The following is a 23,073-nucleotide window of genomic DNA, read 5'->3' as shown; positions in this document are numbered from 1 at the left end:
TTGCCCATGCCAGCCACAGCCCCCCTTGCCTTTTTCCTGATCCTGAGCGGCGCGGCGGTCGGATCATTCATGGCCGCCTGGGCGGACCGTCTTCCACGGGGGGAAAGCGTGGTCCGAGAGCCGTCGCGGTGCCGCAGATGCGGGACAAGGATTTCCTGGCGCGACAAGATGCCGATCCTGTCCTGGCTCATGTTGGGCGGCAAATGCCGGACCTGCGAAACGGCAATCCCAAAGCGCCTGTTCTACGCCGAAATTGCGGGGGCGGCTCTGGCGATTGCGGCGGTATGGGGGGCACAATCGCCCCTGCATATGGTGCTTGGTGCGCTTTTTCTCTGGATCCTGCTGGGCCTGGTCATGTGTGATCTGGCCGCCTTTCGCTTGCCCAATGTGCTGACCGGGCTTTTGGCGGTTACGGGGTTTGGCCTCGCCTTGGAGGACCCGTTTCGCGGACCGCTTGACGCAGTGATCGGGGGCCTCGTCGGCGCGGGTGTGTTCTGGGTGATTCGCGTTTTTTATCAACAACTTCGCGGGCGCGAAGGGTTGGGGTTGGGCGATGTCAAACTGATGGGTGGAATAGGTGTCGGCCTGGGCGCAACCGCCCTTCCCGTGGTGGCGCTGATCGCCGCGATAACCGCGATGCTTGTCGCGATCTGTGTCGGCTGGCGCAAAGGCGAACGCCCCGGATCGAACGAAGAAATTCCCTTTGGGGCCTATCTTGCCGGGGCCGCGGGCCTTTGGTTTCTAATCGGCTAAACCACCGAAATCATCGGGGTAAAAAAACATGGGCGGCGGGTTTCCCCACCGCCCACTACGTACCGTAAGAGCCCATTACTCAAAACCCTAGGGTACGATCCAATCACTGACGACGCGGTAGCCAACCCGCTCTTCCGGCGCCAGTTCTGCTATAAACGCGCCTTTAGAGGCGAACCTCTGCCCCGGCCCAAGACCCAGTTCGGGATGGGTGCCGGGATTTAGCTCATTTTCCGCCTCATGTTCAATGATTTCAAGCACATAATCGCGATAAAAATCACTAATTGCATGCATGAGGCCGAACTCCATCAGCGTCAATGCATAGTAAGTCTGCAGCTGTATGCGCGGATGGGTGACATCCAGCCTGCGCGTGTGCATCCACCCTCTTATACGATATTTTCGCGGATGATACGAGCCCGGTTTGTCATACGGCCAAATCAATTTGGTGCGCGCGATCATGTCACTTGGGAAAGCCGCGTTGGCGAAATCCTTGCTGACCGACGGCAAGGTGATCAGCGCCGCTTTCGGGTCGACATCGACCAGAACCTTAACCGCTTCGGCGGCATCCTCGGGCCAGATCACAAGGGTGTCGGCATCGGCGTGACGTTTCAGAGCGGCCCTGAGCCCCGCAGCGCCAGCATATTCGACAGTTTCAACTTCGGTTCCTTCAAGCACCATGGTCATGGTCTCTTGAAAGGCCGCCGCGGGACGTGTGCCTTGCGGACCTGCGCCGTGGATCTGCACGACGCGGCCAAGCGGAACCTCCTCATCGCCGAAATGGATCGCCAGAGCCTCGGCCTCAAGCGCGATACCGCGATTGAAAAACACCGAATAGCCATAGCGCCCCTCGCCCGGTGTGGGCAATTCGGCATTCGGCAGGACGCAGGGCAAACGCTTGTCGTCGCAGAACTTGCCAATCTCGTCCCACGGGCCTTTGACCAGACCGCTCAAAGACGCAAAGACCGGCTGTTCGGCATATTTTGCCTCAAGCTGGGCGCGCCATGTTTCGGGGGCACCCTCAAGCTGCCAGACGTGCAGGTTCCAGATGCGATAGGCGTCTACGAAGTTCGAGCGATAGTTCGGCGAAAACGTCGGTTTCGTGGTGTCGCCCTCGGTGTCGATGTTCATGTAGGTAAAGAACGCCTGCATGGTATCAAGCATCGCCTTTGCCTCGGCAGGGTCGGCATCCGGGCCGATGATCGTGGCAAAGTGAATGTTCTTGTCGTCGACGCCGGGGTCAAGCTCGCCCGAGAGATTCCGAAGGAAAGCGGCGAGATTGGCAACATCGGCCGAAGACAGCTCGTAGCGGGGCATGATCGGGTCGAACTCGTGACCGCCAGCATCCACACCGTCGCGCAACGCCCGCGCCAAAAGCACCTCGTCATAGGCCGGGCGCATGCGCGGCTGGCGCACGCGGGCCCAGAAATTCGGCGGCTGCACCTCTTGATAGAGATCCTTGAAGATACGGTTGCGATCCATATGCTTCTTGTCAAACAGGATATTCCCCATGATCGGCGGCACATAGTTGCCCCCCTCAGAGGTGCCAAAACCGCTAGGGCGGTGACAGTTCACACAGGAAAACTGTGCCCCGGAAATTTGCACGTCGCCCTGGGTCACGCCAGTGACCGGCTTGCCATCGGCGCCGATCCCCTCCCAGTACAGGCGACGGCCAAGTTCGGCATCGCCCGCCTGCCCGGCCCCGGCCAAAACCGGTGTCACGGCCAGCACAAGCGCCAGACCGACGCGGCGCAGGATTTTGCGAATCGAAGTTTGTCCCAGCATCAGTTCACCTCGGGGCGCAGCAGGTTGGCATATTCATCCGCCAGTTCCTCGGACGACAGCAACCCTTCAAGCCGGAGCCAGGGCGCATCTTTGGCCTTGCGCAGGAAGGTCAGCGGGCGGTGGTACATCTTGTTCTCGCCTTTATACACGGCATCAAAATCGCGCACGACGGTAAAGATATCGTCAAACTGGCCGGTCAAAAGCACCCAGTTGTCACGCGCATCATGCAGCTTGGCATACTCACGCAAGCGGCGGGGGGTGTCATATTCCGGATCAATCGAGATCGAGACCATCAGGTAATTGGGGTCAATCGCCACCAGATCATCCTGGGTCTGGCCAAAGGTCGCGCTCATCACCGGGCAGATCGTGGCACAGCTGGTGAACACGAAATTAAGCAGCACCGGCCCGTCATACGTCATCAGCTCAGCAAAGTTGACTTTGCGAGCATGAGAGTCGCGCAGGGTGACGTCGGGCATTTTGTAATCATTCAGGGTGCGTTGGTACTGAAACCCGTCAGTACGCATCGCGATGTCGCTACCATTCCCGCTGTCCATCGCAAGATGGCGTGGCATACGGTGACCTGCGGTGAAACCATCGTCGCCGTGATCGGCCTCGTGATCGGCCCCGTGGCCCGTCATTGCGGTGTTGGATTTTTGGGTGTTGTCGTGGGTCTGCATATTTCCCTGACTGTGATCCATCGTGTGAGACGATGTATCGCTCCCGGCAAGCGCAGGCGTGGAAAAACCGACCACTGTGGCAAGGGCGCAGGCCGGAAGAGCACTCAGAGCAGCTCTGATATGGTTCATTTTAAGTCTCCGTCGAGAAAGTAATGTCTCAAAATGACGGGCACCGGCGGCAAAACCGCCGATGCCCATTTCTTATAATCGCTTAGTGAACCGACCACACGGCCGTGTCGTGGTGCAGAGCATCGAACTGATACATCCGCAGACGACGCGACGGCTCGTAGCTGAACTGAACGGTCAGAGAATGTTTACCAACACCGTCGGTGTTAACATAGTCTGACATCGCATCCGGCGTACCGCCCATCGCTGAATAGAGCGAATCTGTCCAGTGATGGTTGCCCTTCTTCGAGCCGATCACACCAGCCAACGCGTTCGCCACGGGTGTCGGCGAAAGCTGTTCCGGGCGTACCGCATTCGGGATCGGGATAGCCCCTTGACCCGCAACATGGATCCAGAAGGCGTTCCGGCCGAAGGTAAAGAGCGGACCGGCACCACCGACAGGCAGGGTATTGTGGAAGGTATTTTCCCAGCCACGCAGACCGCCAAAGTCAACCAGAACATAGGCATGACGATAGTAGTCGCCATTCAGAAGCTCAATTTTGACTTCATCACCACGTTTATCCCAGACACCGTCAGTCATGCGAACTTCTGCAGTACTGTCATGGCCTTTGAGCTGACCATAAATGGTGTTGTTCAGGAACAGGACCGTCATGTCATAACCTTCACCCATCTCATAGCCAGTGGGAAGTTGGTTACGATTGCCCCAGTCGTAGAAGGCTTCGCGAATCTGAGCCATCTGCGCCTGAATAACCGAGCCGTTGAGACCACTGAAGTCGCTACCGTGAGCGCGGTTGGTGTTCATGTTCGCAAGTTCGCGGAACATGGCCCACATCCGCTTGGCCGGTGCCGTGTCGCCGATCTGTTCGATCGCCGCAAGCTTGGTGGCTTCGCTTTCACGTGGGTTTGCGCCAAAAACACCGATCTCGGCAAAGTTGCGGCGGTTGCCGGCAATCGGGACCAGAACGTTTTCAACGACCTGAACCCGTGGTGGGTGGTTGCGCCAGCCCCAGTGATAGCTGAGATTCCAGAAGCGTGCCGGGGGCATCTTCATGTTGAGGGTGTACATCAGGCCTTCTTGCATCGGAAAGAAGGTCTGATCAAACCCGACGTTCGGAATACGCGCAACACGCGTGCCCCCTGCGGTCAGGTCAGGCCCACCAACATCCGTCAGGTTAAGTTCGTTCGGATCATCAAAAACCATCGCGTAGGGTGCGAAGTCTTCGTGCCCACGGTTCAGGATCTTGACGTTGTACTTGATGGTCCACTCTTCGTCGTTCACCACTTCCGGATCAATGTAGGCGGTGTCGGATTCGATGTGGGTATCGTACCAGATCTGGTTGACGGTCACCGACTTGGTCACCGGATCAACCGCTTTTTCCTTCAGACCACCGAGATAGTGCAGCAGCGGGAAACCTTCGTATTCGCGGTTGCTAAGACGGCCCGTAAGATCATTTCCTTCAATGATATCAACGGCATCACGTGCCAGCTTGCTAAGCCGATCCTGCGGAACCCGGCGCGGATACTCATAGCAGTGGCGGTTGCCACCGAAGCTACGGCAGACACGGTGGGGTTCCGACATTGCCTCGATCTGATCCATGATCCAGTCGAGATCATCGGTCGGCGAGGTTTTGTCGATCTCCGTGACGACAGGATCGTCATGAAGATTGTAGGGGTTTTCCGGCGTGGACGGCAACGTGTTGGGAATATAGTTGCCGCGACAGCTCTTGAGGTTTTCGTACACCGTCGGGATCATGTTGGACGGGTGCGGCGTAAAGCTGTCCCCGTTCGGATAATCCGGGTTTGCCGGAAAAACCGACTCGCCACCGGCAGTCGTCAGATGGGTAGCAGTTCCATCTGGACTAATGACCCGTGTCTCGAAAGGCACGCGCGGTTGCTGTCCTGAACCGAATTTATCGATACAGAACTGGTTGATGCCGGCAAGACCCTGCGCCGAAGCAGTGGTCCCTCCGAGAGTGGCTGCGACTGGCAAAGCCACCACCGCCGCCCATCTAATAGATTTGAGAAACATTTTCATAGTCTCCGTTTGAATGCTGTGCTGGGATCCCGGTTGCCCGGGGCCAGTGACTTAGACTTCGCGGTTGTGGTTGCGCGTATCCTTGAGATCGAACACACGCGGACCGGCACGACGCATTTTTCCATCCGCTGGGATGGCATGCGGCATAACCCACGAAACCCGGCTGGCGGCATCATCGGCTTGAATATCAACCGGGAATGCGCCCCAAAGACCGGCACTGCCGTTGCCATAGAAGATGACATCGACCTTGCGGCTGTTGCTGGGTTTTGCGCTATGACCCATCCGGTACATCCGGAAGGCCAGATCCGAGCTGTTCTCACGCGAGCCTGTCAGGAATGTCCAGGCTTCGGGTGTGTTGAACTCGGCCGCGAAAGCCTTAAGGCGATCGGGTGTGTCGTATTCCGGGTCACGCGTGATGGAGACGACTTGGATTTCGCTCCCCACTTTGTCACCCAGCTCGGCCACAACCTTGCTCAGCTTTTCGGTAATCGGAAATGATGCTTCGTCGCGAATGCTGAAGAAGTTCATAACCACAATGCGGTTCTCGATATAGTTCTCGTAGAACGCTTTGGTTTCCCCGTGCTGGTTGGTCAATTCCAGATGCGGGAACGAGTCCCGTTTCGTGGAATCGATCACGTTGCCGGTCTGAACGACACGACCGTGATCCATGCGCTTCATGGCCGCTTTGGCCTCATGCGCCGCCCGTTCCGAGGACGAACCCGCCGTGGTAGTAAAGCCCACCGCTGCGGCAACCGGGAGTCCGGTCAAAAATTGACGTCTATTCGTCATGATAGTCTCCTCTCTTTCTCAGAGATTTCCGTATTCGGTGAAGCTTAGTCGCCTTGACCCGGCTCAACGATGTCCCAACGGATCATCATGGCATGGTCTTCGTGCACAACGTTGTGACAGTGCATCACGTGCTTACCGAAGAAGTCGCGCCAGCGGCTGAAGAACGTAACTTCGTCTCCAGGTCCAAGCGAAACCACGTCCTTGCGGGCACGCTCAACCGCACTTGGCGGACGACCGTTGACCTCAAGAATTTGGAACTCTTCGAAGTGGGTATGGACTGGGTGTGCCCAAGCATTGCCTTCGTTGCGGAAGGTCCAGATTTCGGCAGACCCCTGCTCGATCTTGGCATCCACGCGGTTGGGATCCATCAGGCGACCGTTCACCGTCCACAGACCGTTGTCATAATCGAAGACAAACAGACGCTTACGGCGGACTTCCGACATACGGATCTTGGGAAGCTTGCGCATCTTGGCAGGAATTTTCGACGGATCAGCAACGTCACCCGCTTTGCAGCGGAACTGAATGACGGGCATCATGTCTTCGCCCTTGAGGCTATAGCCGGTCGGACCAGCGCCATCGGAACGAATTTCCTTGGTGTTGTAAACCTCGACAAGATCGCCATCGCCGTACTTCGAGAAGTCGACAATCACGTCAAAGCGGTTTGCAACCCACAGCTCGAACGAAGGTTCGATCAGCGGAGCCTCAAGCAGGTTACCGTCGTTCGACAGGATGACCCAATCGTCGAAATAGGGCTCACCACCACCGGCAGGGGTAATCTTGAGCACCAGCGTGTAAAGACGCGACGGACCGCCGTTCAGGAAACGGAAGCGGTACTTGCGGCGATCCACATCCAGATAGGGCTGGATGATGCGGTTCACGGTGATCTTGTCGCCTGTCATACCCTGTGTGGTGTACTCAAGACGGTTGGGACCGAACGTATCCAGCGCCCCCTGAGAGTTGCCCACATCTTCGGGCACGTCCTTGGGTTCCGGTTGAATCGGGCTATCGGGCATGAAGAAGTCCCAGATCACCTGACCGTTCGGCTGGAACTGCACGTCATGCAGGATCAGCGGAATGTCGTAATCGCCCGACGGCATGTTGAACGCCCGCGGGTTCGGATCGTTTTCGTTGTTTGAATCACGCTCATCAAACAGCAGGTAGAACCCCGAGAAGCCCGCGTAAACGTTGGTCGCGGTGAAATCCAGACGGTGGTCGTGATACCACAGCGTGTTCATGATCTCGGTGTTGTCATAGTCCCACCCATCGGGCGAACCCGCCGGGAAGTTGCCATAGTGGTGATCCCAGAATTCACCAGGATTGAAGAAATCCTGCGGAATACCGTCAGATTCGGACGCGGTATGGCCGTTGTGCATGTGGATCGTCGGCGACGGAAGCGCGAAGGTCACATTGCCTGTGCCAACGGGCGGCAGCAGGTTGTTGCGACGCAGGAAAAGCGCTTCGCCATAGTTGGATTTATACGTCTCACCCGGCGTAATGCCGTTGAAACCCCAGTGCCAGGAGCCAACATCCGGATCACCGTCACGGCCAACAACACCTTCGTTGCCATCGCCATACGGGGGCTGCCAGTGATACTTCCAGCGGAATTCGCTCATCACTTCTTCGTAATGATTTACCGGCGGGAAATCGTGGAACCGCTGATGGCGATCAGGCTCGATCGGCGGATCGTATGTCGAGGGGTCGATCGGCTGCGCCGTTGGCATAATGTTGAGCGGCGCGGTAAACGGCTCGACATCAGGGCTCGGTGACGAGACGATGCTCGGTACAAAATTGTCCGGGAATACCAGACCATCCTGCGTCAAACCGTCAGCAGCGCTGTCCGGCCATTGTTTGATCTCGGCCCCGGCCTGCGATGCTACAGCGGTAGCGCCCGCAACACCCAAGCCAAGCTTCAATGCTTCTCTTCGTTTCATGCTTAGTCCTCCAGCAGAAAAAGCTCGCGAATATTACTTTTGTCACGCGTCAGACATGACGCGATCGCCCTCGCGCCAAATGTGCCGCGAGTAAGAAGGGCCAAAGGACCCCGTCTTTAGAACAGCCCAATGCCGCCTTATCTTAAGGTTCGAGCCGAGGCTCGTTAGGTGGGATTACAGGCCGGTAGAGGTGAGTAATGTGTGGCCCGCGCAGATCCGTGACCTGCGAATTTTGTTTTAATAGTTGTAAGAGCAAATGCTCCTTGGTTCCGTGCACAAAGGCAGCACGGCGTTGCCGTCAGTTGAAACGACAAGACGCGTCAAATTGACACTCTTGTCACGGGTTATGACAACACAAAAAAACACCCCCGACAACGGTAACATTTTCGTTACCGGGGCGTGTAAATGCTTGCGGCGCGTTTTTCAGACCCCGCGGCAAGCACAAGTTATTGTTTCAAAGTAAAAATTTGAGACTATATCCAGATCGTCAACAATCAGAAAAAGTCTTAACCATGGGTTAAGTAGGTGCTGAAAATTAATTTTCCAGAGGTTCAGATCAAAAGAACCAAAACCACCCTTGAATGCGTACACGTTAAGATTGCAATTTCAAATCCGCAAGCAACCAAAGGATTATCGCTCGCGCAGAACGCGAATCTATCTGTGGCGCACTCTCCGGCGTTAGCCGCGGCCAGTGATCTTGACGGTAATTGTGCGGCGCTGCCCCTTGCGCAGAATATCAACCGCGAATTCATCAGAACTGCGCAAGATCTGCGCGGCATTGGCAAGGGTTTCAGGGTCCGAAACCGAATAGCCATTCACCCGAAGCACCATATCGCCGCGCTCTAGCCCGATAAGGTCATAGATCTGGCCTTCGCGTACCCAGAGGATTTCGGGAAACTTCTCGCCCTGCCCGCCATTGGCGGCCACCATGCGCACGCTTCCTGCCCGGCCAAGCACCCGGCGCATGTCACGCCCTGAAAACGCATCTATGGGCACATCGACATTATCGCTCTCAACCGAGCCGTTCGACATCACCCGCGCCATCATTTCGTTCGCGGTTTCCTCAAAGCGGATGAGAACCCGCTTTTCCTCGCGCTCGATCCAAACGCCGTTGGCCTCGATCTCGATCACCTGTTCGCCACCGACAAGCCGGTCACCCGCACGCACAAGCACATCCCCACCCGAGGCGCTCATGATCGCCCAGGCATCCTTGCCCCCGGCCACAAGTCCGACAAGGCGGTACTTCTCTTTCTTCTTGGGCGGGGCCTGCGCGCGGGGTGGATCGGGCACATAGGCGTCAAACACCGGCGGCCAATCGGTCGGCAGAGCCTCGGGGATGGCGGCCTCGACTGCGGCAAGCGCCGCCCCGATCTGAACCGGCGCCGCCCCCTGCGTGCCCTTGGACGCCATCACAAGCGCAAGCTGCCCACCGCCATAGCCAAAGGCGACAGCCGCGGCAAAGGTCAGAAATCCAAGCCCGCGCATCGGATCAGATCCGGTCGGCAGCACCGCGAATGGCGCGGTCAGGATATTGGGGCGTGACTGGCAAAATTGGCGGTCCCTTTTGGCAAATGGGTCGAGTGTCTTGTAAAATCGCTTTCAATAACGTCGGCGATAATAGCCCGGCGCGCGCCGCGCGACAACAGGCTATGACCACCCTAGCCCATCGGCGCCACGCGCACAGGCAGCGGCCAATCCGCAGGATTGCTCAGCTCGCCAGCCGGGCGCGCCAAGAGAACCTGCGCATGAAAAAGCCCGGTGCTTTCCACGCCCTCGGTGTCATGGCCCTGCGCGCGCGCATTGACGATGGCGCGGGCCTGCTCGTCGGCGCTCTCGAAGCGGCGATGCACGAAGGGCGGGATCGGCAAGCGTTCGACCACCAGCCCGTGGTCGCGCAACACCTCGGTGGCCTCGGGCCGCTCGTTGCCGCGAATGGGCGAGGTCATCACCCAGGGCTTGCGCGGCCCCGCCGCCGCCAAAAGCCGGTCAAGCGCATCCGGCATAAGCTGTGCCACACTGCCGCATTCAACGATCATGTCACACTCGGCCAGTTCGGCCGCTAGGGCGGGCGAGGCCGGATTTGCCTCAAGATCCTCGACAAACCCCGCATCGAAAAGCCCCGCCGCCGTGCCATAGGCCACGGCATTGGGGGCCACATCAATCCCGACAAAGCGCATCGGCGGCGCCGCGCGGCGGATGCCGGCAAGCCAATCCCGATCACGGCGGATCACCTCGGGCGCGTCCAAACCGTCGAAACCCGGCGTGCGATAGCGGTAAAACACCTCGGCCAGCGTCAGGTCATGCCCCATCAACGCGCTGACAATGCCATAGCTGCTGGCAAAATCCACGATCCGCGCCGAGGTGAGCCCGCGCAGGCGCATCAATTCGGCAAGCCCGGCCCGAAAGGCCGCCACCGCGTGATGCTGATTGCGATAGCCAAGCGCGTCCATCATCCGGAAATAGGCCCGGCAATCGGGCTGATTGTAAGTGTCGTCAAAAATCGTGACGAAGCCACCCTTTGCGCCATCCGATAGCTCTGTCATGTCCTGCGCTCCGCTTCGTCGTTTCAGTTTGCCTTGGGCCACCTCGGCCCGCCTTAGGGCTCAACCTTGCCGCAGAGCGGCGGTTTTACAACCGAAATCACGCAGATTTTCACGCCTGACCACACAAGCGTTATCGGCGGACCGGATTTGAAACAATATTACGTGCCACTGTCGGCAACGTGACGCAGAGGTGTGCAACCGTGCATTGAACAAACCCTGCGCAAGGCGCACTTTAGATGTACAAAAGCCTTTTGGATCAGGACCCTAATTATGAGCAACGCCACCACCCAGACCCTGCCCGATCAATCCAGGATTCTGCTGGGCGCCGCATTGGCATGGGTTGCGGTGATCATCTATGCCTCGTCGAACTCGCTTGTGTCGCTGCTCGCCGATATCGGGTTGAATAACCGGGTCATGGGGCGCAATGTCATCACCTATTGCAACCTGCTGTTTGTCGGCTCGTTGATGTCAATGGTGCCGATGGTCTTCATGTTCTGGCGGGACTGGACGTTTGAGAATCTCCGCGCGCTCAAGGCGAAACATTGGGCGATCCTGACGCTCTCGGCGTTCCTGTCTTCGGCGCTGACGCCGGGGCTTTTCTTTTATGCGCTGGAACATACCACCGTGACCAACGTGGTGCTGATGGGGCGGATCGAGCCGCCGCTGTTCCTTCTGGCGACCTATTTCCTGCTGCGCGAAGAGTTCGAGCCGTGGTCCTTTGCCGCCGGCCTTGTGGCCCTCTGCGGCGCGGCGCTCATGATCGCGCTTAAGGGCGGCGACAACAGCTTTGTCCTGGGCAAGGGCGAGATTGGCGCGCTGCTTGCGACCCTCTCCTATATCGCCTCGACACTGGTGGCGCGCACCGGTCTGCGCGGCATTCCTCTCGGTATCTTTTCGATCTATCGCACCGCGGTGGGGACGACCTTTTACTTCTTTCTCGCCATCCACCTGTTTGGCCCAAAGCATTTTCAGGACGTGTTCCATCCCATCGTCTGGCAATGGGTCTGGATCTATGCGCTGATCGTGGTCATCGGCGGTCAGTTCGCCTGGGCGCTCGGCCTGAAATACGCCCGCTCCGGCGATGTGTCACTGGCGACGTCATTCTCGCCGCTGGCCGCGATCCTGATCGCCATGGTCATGCTGGGCGAAGACCCCGGCCCCGGCCTGATCCCCGGTGGCGCAATTATCCTTTTGGCAGTCGGCATCGGCCAATATGGCCGCATCCGGCGCAACCGTAGCGATAATCGCCAGAAGACGGCACAGGAAAATGTAATGGAGCATGAAGGCGAAGTGAACTTCAAAGGCTCCTGAACAGACATCTCCGAGACCATGAAAAAGCGGCGCAGGTCAGATCAGACCCGCGCCGCTTTGTCGGTTTATCCCCCTGCCCGGTGCAGCAGGTGTTGTCGGAGTTCAGCCCGCCGAGGGGCGTTTCTCCACTGATTGAAAGCCGGGCCGCAGCGCCTCTGGCAAGGAGGCATAACTTTGAAACATCTCGCGCTGCGGCGTGCTCTCCACGGCCATGCCCTCAAGCCGGTTAAGGGCCTCGCGTTTGATCTCCAAACCGTCTTCGTTCTCCGTGACAGTATCCGGGCGGAACCCGGCAATCACCCGTCCGGCCTTTTGGATCGGAACAAGCAACAGCTCCGAGGCAAGATCACCCACCCCGTTATGCAATGCGATTGCCGCGTCCAGAACTTCGCTTTCCCCGGCCTGCGGGAAAGGCGCCAGAACGCAAATCCCGGTTGCGTTGGCGCCGGGGGCAAAGCCGGTGGCCCCCGCAAGCGGCAAGACCTGCGCCGTGGGATAGGGCGCCATCACCGCGCGCAACACCTCGGCGTCGGGTCCCTGATCCTGTGCAAGATAGATCGTGACACGCCCGCCCGCGACCGCCTTGGCGGCCAGCGTGCCAAGCGCATGGCGGATCACCTCTGCCGCGTCCTGCGCCATCATGACCACCTCGGTGGTCAGGTGGCGGTTCTGGCGGCTGAGGACGAATTTCAACAGCATTTCAGCCATGGCGTTATAATGCGGCACATCGCGCACGTCATGCTCGATCCGGCCGATATCGACCTCGGCCACCTTGGCCCCCGCCGCGTGCACACGCAGCATGACATCAAGATCAACCGCGTAATCGCCCACCAGAGCATCCTGCGCGATCAGCGATTTGTTGAACAGGTAAAGGCCCGAATTGGGCGCGCGCAAATGGCCCAGACCGGGAAACATCAGACAGATCGCAGGCATCACCAACAGCCGCGTCATCGGCATATTGTCACCCGGATCATGCCAGGCCCCCTTGACCAGCCCGACGCCGGGGCCGCGCGCGGCGGGCATGCGGGCGAAAAGATCGGTGTCGAATTTATCGAGGTCGGCGTCGACCTTCATCACCCAGTCGTATCTTGTCGCCGCAATCCCCGTGCGCACCGCGTGGCCCATGCCGGCCCGTGGCTCGGACACCACCCGCGCGCCCGCCGCGCGTGCCTCGGCGGCGGTCTCGTCGTCCGATCCGTTGTCGATCACGACAACTTCGCCCACATCTGCCATTTCGAACAGAACAGAAACAACCTTGCCGATGGTTTCGGCCTCGTTTCTGGCGGGGACTATGACAGAGACCGGATCGGTCATGCGTGCTCCTTCAGGCCAAAGGCCCATTCATCAATCCGTTAAAAAGTAATAGGATCAGGGGCCGTTAACAATAGGTGATGCGGTCACAAAGGCGAAACCTATCGTGACCTCATCATAACATCTTTCCGGCCAATATCCTAAAAACCCAAGGTTGCATCGACCGCCCGTTTCCAGGCCTCGGTCTTGGTCTGGCGCAGGGTCTCGTCCATCTCGGGCAAAAACTGTCGCTCAAGCGCCCAGGTGGCGGCGAATTCGTCCTGACCAGGGTAAAGCCCGATCTGCATGCCCGCAAGCCAGGCCGCCCCAAGCGCGGTGGTTTCAAGCACCTCGGGGCGATCCACCGGCGCGTCGATGATATCCGACAGAAACTGCATCGCCCAGTCAGAGGCGCTCATGCCGCCATCCACCCGCAGGATCGCATCGGCGCCGTCACCGGCCCAATCGTCGCGCATCGCCTGCAACAGATCGCGGGTCTGAAAGCCGACGCTTTCAAGCGCCGCACGCGCCAGTTCCTCGGGGCGCGTGTTGCGCGTCAGCCCGAACATCGCGCCGCGACATTCGGCATTCCAATAGGGCGCGCCAAGCCCGGTAAAGGCCGGCACCAGCACCACGTTCTGTTCGGGGTCGGCGCGTTCGGCCAAGGGCTGTGTCTCGCTGGCCGCGCGGATGATCCCAAGGCCGTCGCGCAGCCATTGCACCACCGCCCCGGCCACGAAAATCGAGCCTTCAAGCGCATAGGTCGGTTTGCCGCCAAGCTGATAGGCGATGGTCGTCAACAGCCGGTTTTGCGACACGACCGGCGTGTCGCCAGTGTTCAAAAGCGCGAAACATCCTGTGCCGTATGTGGATTTCAGCATGCCCGGCTTGAAACAGGCCTGTCCGACGGTCGCCGCCTGTTGATCGCCCGCCACCCCGCGAATGGGGATCTCACGCCCGAAAAGATCGGCGCGCGTGTGGCCGAAATCATCGGCGCTATTGCGCACTTCTGGCAGCATCTGCATCGGGATATCCAGCAGCTCACAGATCGTCTTGCTCCACCGGCCCTTGCGGATATCGTAAAGCAGGGTGCGCGCGGCATTGGTGGCGTCGGTGGCATGCACCGCGCCGCCAGTCAGCTTCCAGATCAGGAAGCTGTCGACCGTTCCAAACAGCAACTCGCCCGCCTCGGCCCGCGCCCTCGCGCCCTCGACATTCTCCAAAATCCAGCGAAGCTTGGTGCCCGAAAAATAGGGATCAAGCAGCAAACCGGTGCGCTCGGCCACCATCGGCTCGTGGCCCGCCTCGCGAAGCTGGCGGCAATGATCGGCGGTGCGCCGGTCCTGCCAGACAATCGCGTGATGCACCGCCTGCCCGGTCGTCTTGTCCCAGACAACGGTGGTTTCGCGCTGATTGGTGATGCCGATCGCGGCCACATCCGCACCCGTCAGCCCGGCCTTTTCAATCACCGCACGACAGGTGCCCGCCGTGCTTGACCAAAGATCATTGGCATCATGCGCCACCCAGCCCGATTGCGGAAAATGCTGGGGGAATTCTTCCTGTGCCGTGGCCACGATCCGCATGCTCTCATCAAACAGGATCGCCCGGCTTGATGTGGTGCCCTGATCAATGGCGAGGATATGGGTCATGCTTTTCCCTCTTCAGGTCTTACGCAAAATGCGGCCGCCGATATGGATCGACGACCGCAGTCTAGCGCGACAGCCGCCCCGCGCAATGGGGATCAGGCAAGGGCCGCTCACCGGCCCCTGCCCGCGTGGTTTACTGCCAGGACTTGATCAGCTCGTCATAGGCGACGGTGACCGGCTCTTCATCCTCGTTGGCAAGCTTGGCCTTGGGCGATCCGGGCTGGCTCAGCCAGTATTCCGGGTCCTGCTCGTCGTTGAGCTTGGGACCGACATCACCCTGAATGCCGGCACGTTCCAGACGGGCAAGCACCTTTTCCTGATCCGCGCAAAGGCTATCAAGCGCCTCTTGCGGGGTCTTTGCGCCCGACATGGCATCGCCGATATTCTGCCACCAGAGCTGTGCCAGCTTGGGATAATCGGGCACGTTGGTGCCGGTGGGCGACCACTGGACCCTTGCCGGCGAGCGGTAGAATTCGACCAGACCACCAAGCTTGTCGGCGCGATCGGTAAAGCTCTGATGCTGGATCGTGCTCTCGCGGATAAAGGTCAGGCCGACATGGCTTTTCTTCACGTCCACGGTTTTCGAGGTGATGAACTGTGCATAAAGCCAGGCCGCCTTGGCGCGATCCACCGGCGTCGATTTCATCAGGGTCCACGAGCCGGCATCCTGATAGCCGATCTTGGTGCCCTCAGACCAATACGCGCCATGCGGGCTTGGGGCCATGCGCCATTTCGGCGTGCCGTCCTCGTTCATCACCGGCAGGTCAGGCTTGACCGTGGCGGCGGTAAACGCGGTGTACCAGAACATCTGTTGCGCGACATTGCCCTGCGCGGGAATGGGCCCCGCCTCGGAGAAGGTCATGCCGGCGGCGGCGGGCGGTGAATATTTCTCAAGCCACTCAATCGCCTTGGTGACGGCATAGACCGCCGCCGGGCCGTTTGTAGCCCCGCCACGCGCGACGCAAGAGCCGACGGGCTGTGAATTCTCATTCACCCGAATACCCCATTCGTCGACCGGAAGGCCGTTGGGTTCACCCTTGTCTCCCATGCCGGCCATCGACATCCACGCGTCGGTATAGCGCCAGCCAAGCGAGGGGTCTTTCTTGCCGTAATCCATGTTGCCAAAGACTTCGCCCTCGACACCCAGATGGCTTAGGTCGCGCCCGGTGAAGAATTCCGCGATATCCTCATAAGCCGACCAGTTGACCGGAACCCCAAGGTCATAGCCATACTTGGCCTTGAAATCCGCCTTGTTCTTGTCGTCGTTGAACCAGTCATAGCGGAACCAGTAAAGGTTCGCGAATTGCTGATCGGGAAGCTGATAGACCTTGCCATCGGGGCCGGTGGTGAATGACAACCCGATGAAATCCTGAAGGTCGAGATTGGGGTTGGTCACATCCGCCCCCTCGCCCGCCATCCAGTCGGTCAGGTTGCGCGCCTGCTGATAGCGCCAGTGGGTGCCGATCAGATCACTATCGTTGATATAGGCGTCATAAATATTCTCGCCCGATTGCATCTGGGTCTGAAGTTTCTCGACAACATCGCCCTCGCCAATCAGGTCATGGGTGATCTTGATGCCGGTAATCGCGGTGAACGCCGGGGCGAGCACCTTGGATTCATAAGAATGGGTGTCGATGGTCTCCGACACCACCTTGATCTCCATCCCCGCAAGCGGAGCGGCAGCGTCAATAAACCACTGCATCTCCGCCTCTTGATCGGCGCGGCTGAGGGACGAGAGATCGCCGATCTCGCTATCGAGAAACGCCTTCGCGCTCTCCATATCCGCCAGTGCCGGACCGGCCGCCAAGGCCAGCGCCACCAGCGCGGTTGAGGTTTTCAGTCGAAAGTTCATGTTCATCCTCCCTAGATCGAACTTTGTTATTTATAGTCTCCGGTCACTCGCGCGCCCGAAGGGTATTCTTCGCGGGGTCAAACCCAGCGAAACACCGCCGCCGCGTAGATCGCGCAGACGATCATCGCATAGGGCTGATTTGTGCCCACGAACCCGAGCCAAGCTAGGTTGATAAAGGCCGAGCCCAAGAGCGTGATGAAAAGCCGGTCGCCGCGCGTGGTCTCGATCCTCAGAACCCCGACACGCGGCGTCTCGGGGAATTTGATCGCCAGCACCGTGAAAGTGACCAGCAGACAGGCAATCACCCCGAAGAAGATCGCCGTCGGTAGGGTCCATGCCATCCATTCCATTTTAGGTCTCCACTTCCTTGATGAAGAAATCATGGTTTAAACCCGCGATTAGCAATGTCTTCCCGCTTGGAATCGGAGCCTCTCTCGCCCTGTTGTACACTCCGATTGGATCGTTAGTGTTCGGGTCAGATCTCAATGCGCCTTGTGCCTGCTCTCGCCGGTGCTCCTCTCTCATGTCGATAATCTGAAATGGGTCGTAGGCTCGTTTAGCATTCTTGCGTAGGCACGATGCGATAAGAGTGTCGTCATCGAGGTCACGACAAATCAACCGTTCGAGCAGCAGTCTAGGATTTGCGCCCTTAGGTGCCCGGAGTTCATACTGCTTATTGCCGTTCCGGTCGAAGCAGGTAATCAGATATTCGGTTTTCTTCGTCATCACACCCTCCCCAGGGCAAAGCCCTTGGCGATATAATTCCGCACGAAATAGATCACCAAAGCCCCCGGCACGATGGTGAGAACCCCGGCAGCGGCGAGCACGCCCCAGTCGAGGCCAGAGGCCGAAACCGTCCGCGTCATCGTGGCGGCAATCGGCTTGGCATCGACGCTTGTCAGGGTGCGCGACAACAGCAATTCAACCCAGCTAAACATAAAGCAAAAGAACGCCGCGACGCCGACACCGCTGGCGATCAGCGGCATGAAAATCTTGATGAAAAACCGCCCGAAGCTATAACCGTCGATATAGGCGGTCTCGTCGATTTCACGCGGCACACCGCGCATGAAGCCTTCCAAAATCCAGACCGCCAAAGGCACGTTAAACAGGCAATGCGCGAGCGCCACAGCGATATGGGTGTCAAACAACCCCACCGACGAATAAAGCTGAAAGAACGGCAAGGCAAAGACCGCAGGCGGCGCCATCCGGTTGGTCAGAAGCCAGAAAAACAGGTGCTTGTCGCCCATGAAACTATAACGGCTGAACGCATAGGCCGCCGGCAGGGCCACGGTGATCGAAATCACCGTGTTCATCACCACGTAAATCAGCGAATTCACATAGCCCATGTACCAACTGGCATCGGTCAGGATGGTCGCGTAATTGGCGAATGTCAGGTTCTGTGGCCAGAGCGAAAACACCCCAAGGATTTCGTCATTGGTTTTGAGGCTCATGTTGATCAGCCAATAGATCGGCAGCATCAGGAACAACAGGTAAAGCCCCATGACGATGGCCTTGCCATTGAGACGCGCCGCGTTTCTGCCTGACATCAGTTGCCCTCCCGCTTATCAAGGTTGACCATCACGGTATAAAACACCCATGAAATCAACAGGATAACCAGAAAATACATGATCGAAAACGCCGCCGCCGGGCCAAGGTCGAACTGTCCAAGCGCCATTTTCACAAGGTCAATCGAAAGGAAGGTCGTGGCATTGCCCGGCCCGCCGCCGGTGACAACAAAGGGCTCTGTGTAGATCATGAAACTATCCATGAAGCGCAGCAGAATGGCGATCATCAGAACCCCCGCCATTTTCGGCAGTTCGATATAGCGAAACACCGCCCAACGGCTCGCCTGATCAATCTTGGCCGCCTGATAATAGGCATCGGGAATGGATTGCAGACCGGCATAGGCCAGAAGCGCGACAAGCGAGGTCCAGTGCCAGACATCCATCACGATCACGGTGATCCATGCGGCGGTGATATCCTGCGTGTAATTATAGGAAATCCCAATTTTATCAAGCGTATAGCCCAGAAGCCCGATATCGACCCGGCCGAAAATCTGCCAGATGGTGCCAACCACGTTCCACGGGATCAGAAGCGGCAAAGACATCAGCACAAGGCAGAGCGAGGCCCAGAACCCTTTTTTCGGCATGTTCAGCGCCACGAAAATGCCAAGCGGAATTTCAATCGCCAGAATGATCGCCGAAAACGCCGCCTGTCGCGCAAGCGCGTCCCACATTCTCTCGGAACTCAGCATATCGTCGAACCATTCAAGCCCGGCCCAGAAGAACTGATTATTGCCGAAGGTGTCCTGCACCGAGTAATTGACCACGGTCATCAGAGGGATCACGGCGGAAAACGCCACCAGGATCAGCACCGGAAGCACCAGAAACCACGCCTTTTGATTGACGGTCTTTTCCATTACGCGGCCTCTTCTGCGGGGGATTTGGGGCTGACGCGCCAGTCGTCGGCATAGACATTGATCGCGCGCGGATCAAAGATCAGTCGCGTCATATCGGGCGAAATGGCCTGACCCTCGGCGGCGATCACGTTGATCTCGGCGCCCTGAAAATCATAGCGCAGGATCTTGTGGCGCCCCACATCCTCGACCCGGCGCACAGTGACGGCAAGGCCGGTGTCGCCCGCCGCCAAAGTCACGAATTCGGGGCGCACGCCGATCTGAATCCGACCCTTGGGGCGGCCATAATCGGCCCCAAGCGCCACCTCGGTGCCCGCCACAATCGCGGTTGTGCCGCTGACCTCGGCGTCCAGAAGATTCATGCCGGGGCTGCCGATGAAATAGCCCACGAAGGTATGTTCGGGGCGCTCAAACAACTCTTGCGGCGTGCCCATCTGCACCACCCGCCCGTCATGCATCACCACCACCTTATCGGCGAAGGTCAGCGCCTCGGTCTGGTCATGGGTGACATAGATCATCGTGTGACCAAACTCGTGATGCAGCGCCTTGAGCTGGGTGCGCAATTCCCATTTCATATGCGGATCGATCACCGTCAGCGGCTCGTCGAACAAAAGCGCGTTCACGTCCTCGCGCACCATGCCACGGCCAAGCGAAATCTTCTGCTTGGCATCCGCCGTGAGGCCACGCGCCTTGCGGTTCAACTCGGCCTCCATGCCGATCATGGCGGCAATCGCCTGCACCCGGTCGCGGATATAATCGGGCGATGCACCCCGGTTCTTGAGCGGAAAGGCAAGGTTGTCGCGGACGCTCATCGTGTCGTAGACCACCGGAAACTGAAACACCTGCGCGATATTGCGCTCGGCGGTGGCCTGCGCGGTGACGTCGTGGTCGTTGAACAGGATGCGGCCCTGTGAGGGATGCAACAGCCCCGAGATGATGTTCAGAAGCGTGGACTTGCCACAGCCCGACGCCCCCAAAAGCGCGTAAGCCTCGCCATCGGCCCAGACGTGGTTAAGCTCCTTGAGGGCATAATCGCCCTCGCCCGCCGGTTTGGGCAGATAGCTATGGGCCAGATTATCAAGCGTGATTTTTGCCATGTTCCCCCCTCATGCCGCCTTTGCATAGGCCGCAGGGGCCACAAGCGCGCCGTCTTGGGCAAAGACATAGACATGGGCCGGATCAAGATAGACCCGAAGCGCCGCGCCCAGTTTCAGATCGCGCACGCCATGCACAAGCCCGACCCACCGCGCGCCATGATGATCAAGATGCACAAAGGTCTCTGATCCGGTGATCTCGGTCACGCTCAGGTGCGCGTCAAACACAAGGCTGTCACCGCCCTGTTGCTCCAGCTCAAGGTGATTGGGGCGGAACCCGGCAAGATAGGGCCCATCGGCCAAATCTGCCATGCTTCCGATGGCAGGGGCGGATTGGCCGTCGCCAAACTCGATACGATCCCCCGCCTTGGTGACCTCAAGGAAATTCATCGGCGGGTCGCTAAAGACCCGCGCGGTGGTGGCATCATTCGGGCGGCGATAGACCCCCGGCGTCGGGCCGAATTGCGTGACCCGCCCTTCCCAGAGGGTGGCGGTATTGCCGCCCAGCAAAAGCGCCTCTTCGGGTTCGGTGGTGGCATAGACAAAGATGCTTCCGGCCGCCTCGAAAATCTTGGGGATCTCGGCGCGTAATTCTTCGCGCAGCTTGTAATCAAGGTTCGCCAAGGGTTCATCCAGCAACACAAGCCCGGCATCCTTGACCAATGCGCGCGCCAGGGCGCAGCGCTGTTGCTGCCCACCAGACAGCTCAAGCGGCTTGCGCTCAAGCATCGGCGAGAGCTGCATCAGATCGGCGGTGTTGCGCACGGCGGCGTCAATTTCGGCGGCGGTCTTGCCCATAAGGCGCATCGGCGAGGCGATATTGTCATAAACGCTCATCGAGGGGTAATTTATGAACTGCTGATAGACCATGGCGACGCGGCGATCCTGCACCCGCATGCCGGTCACATCCTGCCCCTGCCAGAGGATGCGGCCCGCCTCGGGCACATCAAGCCCCGCCATAAGCCGCATAAGCGAGGTTTTCCCCGACGAGGTCGGCCCCAACAGCACATTCATCGTGCCCGCCTCAAGCGTGAGGTCGGTGGGATGGATATGCACCCGCCCATTCACCGACTTCGATACGCCCTTAAGTTCAAGCGTCATTGATCCAAACCCTTGTTCATTCCTTGGCCACCGCATGCGCGCCGACGCTGCGCCGTTCCTGCTTCATCCAATCGTCAAGCGCGGCAATCTGCGCCTCGCTCATCCGCAGACCCAGCCGCGTGCGCCGCCAGACCACATCGGCGGCCTCGCGCGCGAATTCATGGCTCATCTGCCAGCGCACCTCGGCGCCGGTCAGGGTGGCGCCAAAATCCGGCCCCAAGTCCGCCGCCGCGCGCGCATCGCCAAGGATATCTATCGCCTCGGTGCCATAAGCGCGCACAAGACGGCGCGCCCAAGGCTCGCTCAGGAAAGGATAGCCCCGGCGCAGGCTTTGCACCAACCCCTCAACCCCATCGACCGGAAAATCCCCGCCCGGAAGGGGCACGCCCGCCGTCCAGCCGACCTTTGCGCCGGGAAAGTGCGGCGCAAGCTTGGCCAGGGCCGCCTCGGCCAACTTGCGATAGGTGGTGATCTTGCCGCCAAACACATTCAAAAGCGGCGCGCCGTTTGTGTCATCCAGCGACAGCACATAATCGCGCGTCGCCGCCGTGGCCGATTTCGCGCCATCGTCATAAAGCGGGCGCACGCCCGAATAGGTCCAGACGATATCGTCGCTTGTCACCGGCACCTTGAAATATTCGCTGGCAAAGCGGCACAGGTACGCGGCCTCCTCTGGCGTGCATTCCGGCTTTTGGCTGGCATCGGTATGCTCGGCGTCGGTGGTGCCGATCAGGGTAAAGTCGGTCTCATAGGGAATGGCGAAAATGATCCGCCCGTCGGTGCCCTGAAAGAAATAGCATTTGTCGTGATCAAACAACCGCTTGGTCACGATATGGCTACCGCGCACTAGCCGCACGCCTTCGGTCGAATTAAGCCGGAGCGTGCCCGAGATCACATCCTTGACCCAAGGCCCGGCGGCATTCACAAGCCCGCGCGCGCGCAGGATCCTGCGATGGCCGGTCGCCTGATCGACAAGCGTGATGCGCCACAAATCACCGATCCGCTCTGCCGATTGCACCTTGGTGCGGGTGCGGATCACCGCGCCGCGCGCCGCCGCGTCGCGCGCGTTCAATACCACAAGGCGGCTATCCTCAATCCAGCAGTCGGAATACTCGAACGCGCGGGTATATTTGTCCTTGAGCGGTCGCCCCTCGGGCGCGCGCGTCAAATCAAGCGTGGCCGTGCCCGGCAAAATCTTGCGCCCGCCAAGATGGTCGTAAAGAAACAACCCAAGCCGGATAAGCCAGGCCGGGCGCCGCCCCTTCATCCAGGGCATCACCAGGTTCACGATCCGCGAAGTCGGCGTTTCCCCCTCAAACCGCATATCCTTGTGATAGGGCAGGACAAAGCGCATCGGCCAACTGATATGCGGCATGGCGCACAACAAGGTTTCGCGCTCGATCAAAGCCTCGCGCACCAGCCGGATTTCGAAATATTCCAGATACCGCAAACCGCCGTGAAACAGCTTGGTCGAGGCCGAAGAGGTCGCCGAGGCCAAATCGTTCATCTCGGCCAGTTCGACCGATAACCCACGCCCCGCCGCATCGCGCGCAATGCCACAGCCATTGATCCCGCCGCCAATGACGAACAGATCGACAATCCTGTCTGCGTTGGCATCCGGCACCGATTTCCCCCCACGATATGCCCCAAAGCGAACCACCAATCCGCCCAACCGTCAAGAAAAGAATATTCGTTTGCGTTCCATTTTTCCCGCATTGATTGTTTTCATT

Annotated in this window: 19 protein-coding genes; 2 read left to right on the top strand and 17 right to left on the bottom strand. The window is 59.0% G+C overall.

Annotation, left to right across the window (positions count from 1 at the left end):
• Nucleotides 1–6: 6 nt before the first annotated feature.
• Nucleotides 7–753, top strand: coding sequence for a prepilin peptidase (locus tag ROG8370_RS10080; RefSeq protein WP_085826955.1), 747 nt, complete (start codon nucleotides 7–9; stop codon nucleotides 751–753).
• A gap of 87 nt (nucleotides 754–840) precedes the next feature.
• Here the strand turns inward: ROG8370_RS10080 and ROG8370_RS10075 are convergent, their stop codons facing one another.
• The 7 genes from ROG8370_RS10075 to ROG8370_RS10045 all read right to left on the bottom strand — a co-directional run bounded on the left by ROG8370_RS10075 (nucleotide 841) and on the right by ROG8370_RS10045 (nucleotide 10,633).
• The gene (locus tag ROG8370_RS10075; protein WP_085826954.1) at nucleotides 841–2,532 is read right to left on the bottom strand and encodes a c-type cytochrome; all 1,692 of its coding nucleotides are present in this window, start codon (nucleotides 2,530–2,532) and stop codon (nucleotides 841–843) included.
• On the bottom strand, nucleotides 2,532–3,338 hold the full coding sequence (locus ROG8370_RS10070; RefSeq protein WP_170925220.1) for an SCO family protein: 807 nt from the start codon (nucleotides 3,336–3,338) through the stop codon (nucleotides 2,532–2,534). Before ROG8370_RS10070 ends, ROG8370_RS10075 begins: the two co-directional genes overlap by 1 nt.
• Nucleotides 3,339–3,420: 82 nt before the next feature.
• The gene (locus ROG8370_RS10065) at nucleotides 3,421–5,364 is read right to left on the bottom strand and encodes a hypothetical protein (RefSeq protein WP_139838101.1); all 1,944 of its coding nucleotides are present in this window, start codon (nucleotides 5,362–5,364) and stop codon (nucleotides 3,421–3,423) included.
• Nucleotides 5,365–5,421: 57 nt separating this feature from the next.
• The gene (locus ROG8370_RS10060; protein WP_085826951.1) at nucleotides 5,422–6,159 is read right to left on the bottom strand and encodes an SCO family protein; all 738 of its coding nucleotides are present in this window, start codon (nucleotides 6,157–6,159) and stop codon (nucleotides 5,422–5,424) included.
• A gap of 44 nt (nucleotides 6,160–6,203) precedes the next feature.
• On the bottom strand, nucleotides 6,204–8,090 hold the full coding sequence (locus ROG8370_RS10055; protein ID WP_245827307.1) for a multicopper oxidase family protein: 1,887 nt from the start codon (nucleotides 8,088–8,090) through the stop codon (nucleotides 6,204–6,206).
• A gap of 678 nt (nucleotides 8,091–8,768) precedes the next feature.
• Nucleotides 8,769–9,575, bottom strand: a complete 807-nt coding sequence (locus ROG8370_RS10050; RefSeq protein WP_139838100.1) for a hypothetical protein — start codon at nucleotides 9,573–9,575, stop codon at nucleotides 8,769–8,771.
• A 173-nt stretch (nucleotides 9,576–9,748) separates the two neighbouring features.
• Nucleotides 9,749–10,633, bottom strand: coding sequence for a hypothetical protein (locus tag ROG8370_RS10045; RefSeq protein WP_085826949.1), 885 nt, complete (start codon nucleotides 10,631–10,633; stop codon nucleotides 9,749–9,751).
• 270 nt (nucleotides 10,634–10,903) lie between these two features.
• Between ROG8370_RS10045 and ROG8370_RS10040 the strand changes: the two genes are divergently transcribed.
• Nucleotides 10,904–11,944, top strand: coding sequence for a DMT family transporter (locus ROG8370_RS10040; protein ID WP_085826948.1), 1,041 nt, complete (start codon nucleotides 10,904–10,906; stop codon nucleotides 11,942–11,944).
• 102 nt (nucleotides 11,945–12,046) lie between these two features.
• On the opposite strand, the gene ROG8370_RS10035 is transcribed toward ROG8370_RS10040, so the two are convergent.
• From ROG8370_RS10035 to glpD, 10 genes are all read right to left on the bottom strand, one after another.
• Complete coding sequence (locus tag ROG8370_RS10035) at nucleotides 12,047–13,258, bottom strand: glycosyltransferase family 2 protein (RefSeq protein WP_085826947.1); 1,212 nt, start codon at nucleotides 13,256–13,258, stop codon at nucleotides 12,047–12,049.
• A 137-nt stretch (nucleotides 13,259–13,395) separates the two neighbouring features.
• Complete coding sequence (glpK, locus tag ROG8370_RS10030; RefSeq protein WP_085826946.1) at nucleotides 13,396–14,883, bottom strand: glycerol kinase GlpK; 1,488 nt, start codon at nucleotides 14,881–14,883, stop codon at nucleotides 13,396–13,398.
• Between the two features lie 130 nt (nucleotides 14,884–15,013).
• Nucleotides 15,014–16,732, bottom strand: coding sequence for an ABC transporter substrate-binding protein (locus tag ROG8370_RS10025; protein ID WP_085826945.1), 1,719 nt, complete (start codon nucleotides 16,730–16,732; stop codon nucleotides 15,014–15,016).
• 77 nt (nucleotides 16,733–16,809) lie between these two features.
• Nucleotides 16,810–17,082 (bottom strand): DUF2160 domain-containing protein, encoded by a 273-nt coding sequence (locus ROG8370_RS10020; RefSeq protein ID WP_073197175.1) that lies wholly within the window; start codon nucleotides 17,080–17,082, stop codon nucleotides 16,810–16,812.
• Nucleotide 17,083: 1 nt separating this feature from the next.
• Nucleotides 17,084–17,458 (bottom strand): hypothetical protein, encoded by a 375-nt coding sequence (locus tag ROG8370_RS10015; RefSeq protein ID WP_085826944.1) that lies wholly within the window; start codon nucleotides 17,456–17,458, stop codon nucleotides 17,084–17,086.
• Nucleotides 17,458–18,279 carry a carbohydrate ABC transporter permease gene (locus ROG8370_RS10010; protein WP_085826943.1) on the bottom strand — a complete coding sequence of 274 codons (822 nt, stop codon included), beginning with the start codon at nucleotides 18,277–18,279 and terminating at the stop codon, nucleotides 17,458–17,460. The genes ROG8370_RS10015 and ROG8370_RS10010 overlap by 1 nt, the downstream gene beginning before the upstream one ends.
• A complete protein-coding gene (locus ROG8370_RS10005; protein WP_085826942.1) occupies nucleotides 18,279–19,151 on the bottom strand; it encodes a carbohydrate ABC transporter permease in 873 nt (290 codons plus the stop codon). Before ROG8370_RS10005 ends, ROG8370_RS10010 begins: the two co-directional genes overlap by 1 nt.
• Nucleotides 19,151–20,245: an ABC transporter ATP-binding protein gene (locus tag ROG8370_RS10000; protein WP_085826941.1), complete on the bottom strand. Its 1,095-nt coding sequence runs from the start codon at nucleotides 20,243–20,245 to the stop codon at nucleotides 19,151–19,153. The genes ROG8370_RS10005 and ROG8370_RS10000 overlap by 1 nt, the downstream gene beginning before the upstream one ends.
• 9 nt (nucleotides 20,246–20,254) lie before the next feature.
• Nucleotides 20,255–21,343, bottom strand: a complete 1,089-nt coding sequence (locus tag ROG8370_RS09995; RefSeq protein ID WP_085826940.1) for an ABC transporter ATP-binding protein — start codon at nucleotides 21,341–21,343, stop codon at nucleotides 20,255–20,257.
• A 16-nt stretch (nucleotides 21,344–21,359) separates the two neighbouring features.
• Nucleotides 21,360–22,967 carry a glycerol-3-phosphate dehydrogenase gene (glpD, locus tag ROG8370_RS09990; RefSeq protein WP_085826985.1) on the bottom strand — a complete coding sequence of 536 codons (1,608 nt, stop codon included), beginning with the start codon at nucleotides 22,965–22,967 and terminating at the stop codon, nucleotides 21,360–21,362.
• Nucleotides 22,968–23,073 lie beyond the last annotated feature (106 nt).

The organism is Roseovarius gaetbuli, from assembly GCF_900172365.1.
GTDB lineage: Bacteria > Pseudomonadota > Alphaproteobacteria > Rhodobacterales > Rhodobacteraceae > Roseovarius > Roseovarius gaetbuli.
Note: the sequence above shows the minus strand (reverse complement) of the source record. Positions and strands in the feature narration are given on the sequence as shown.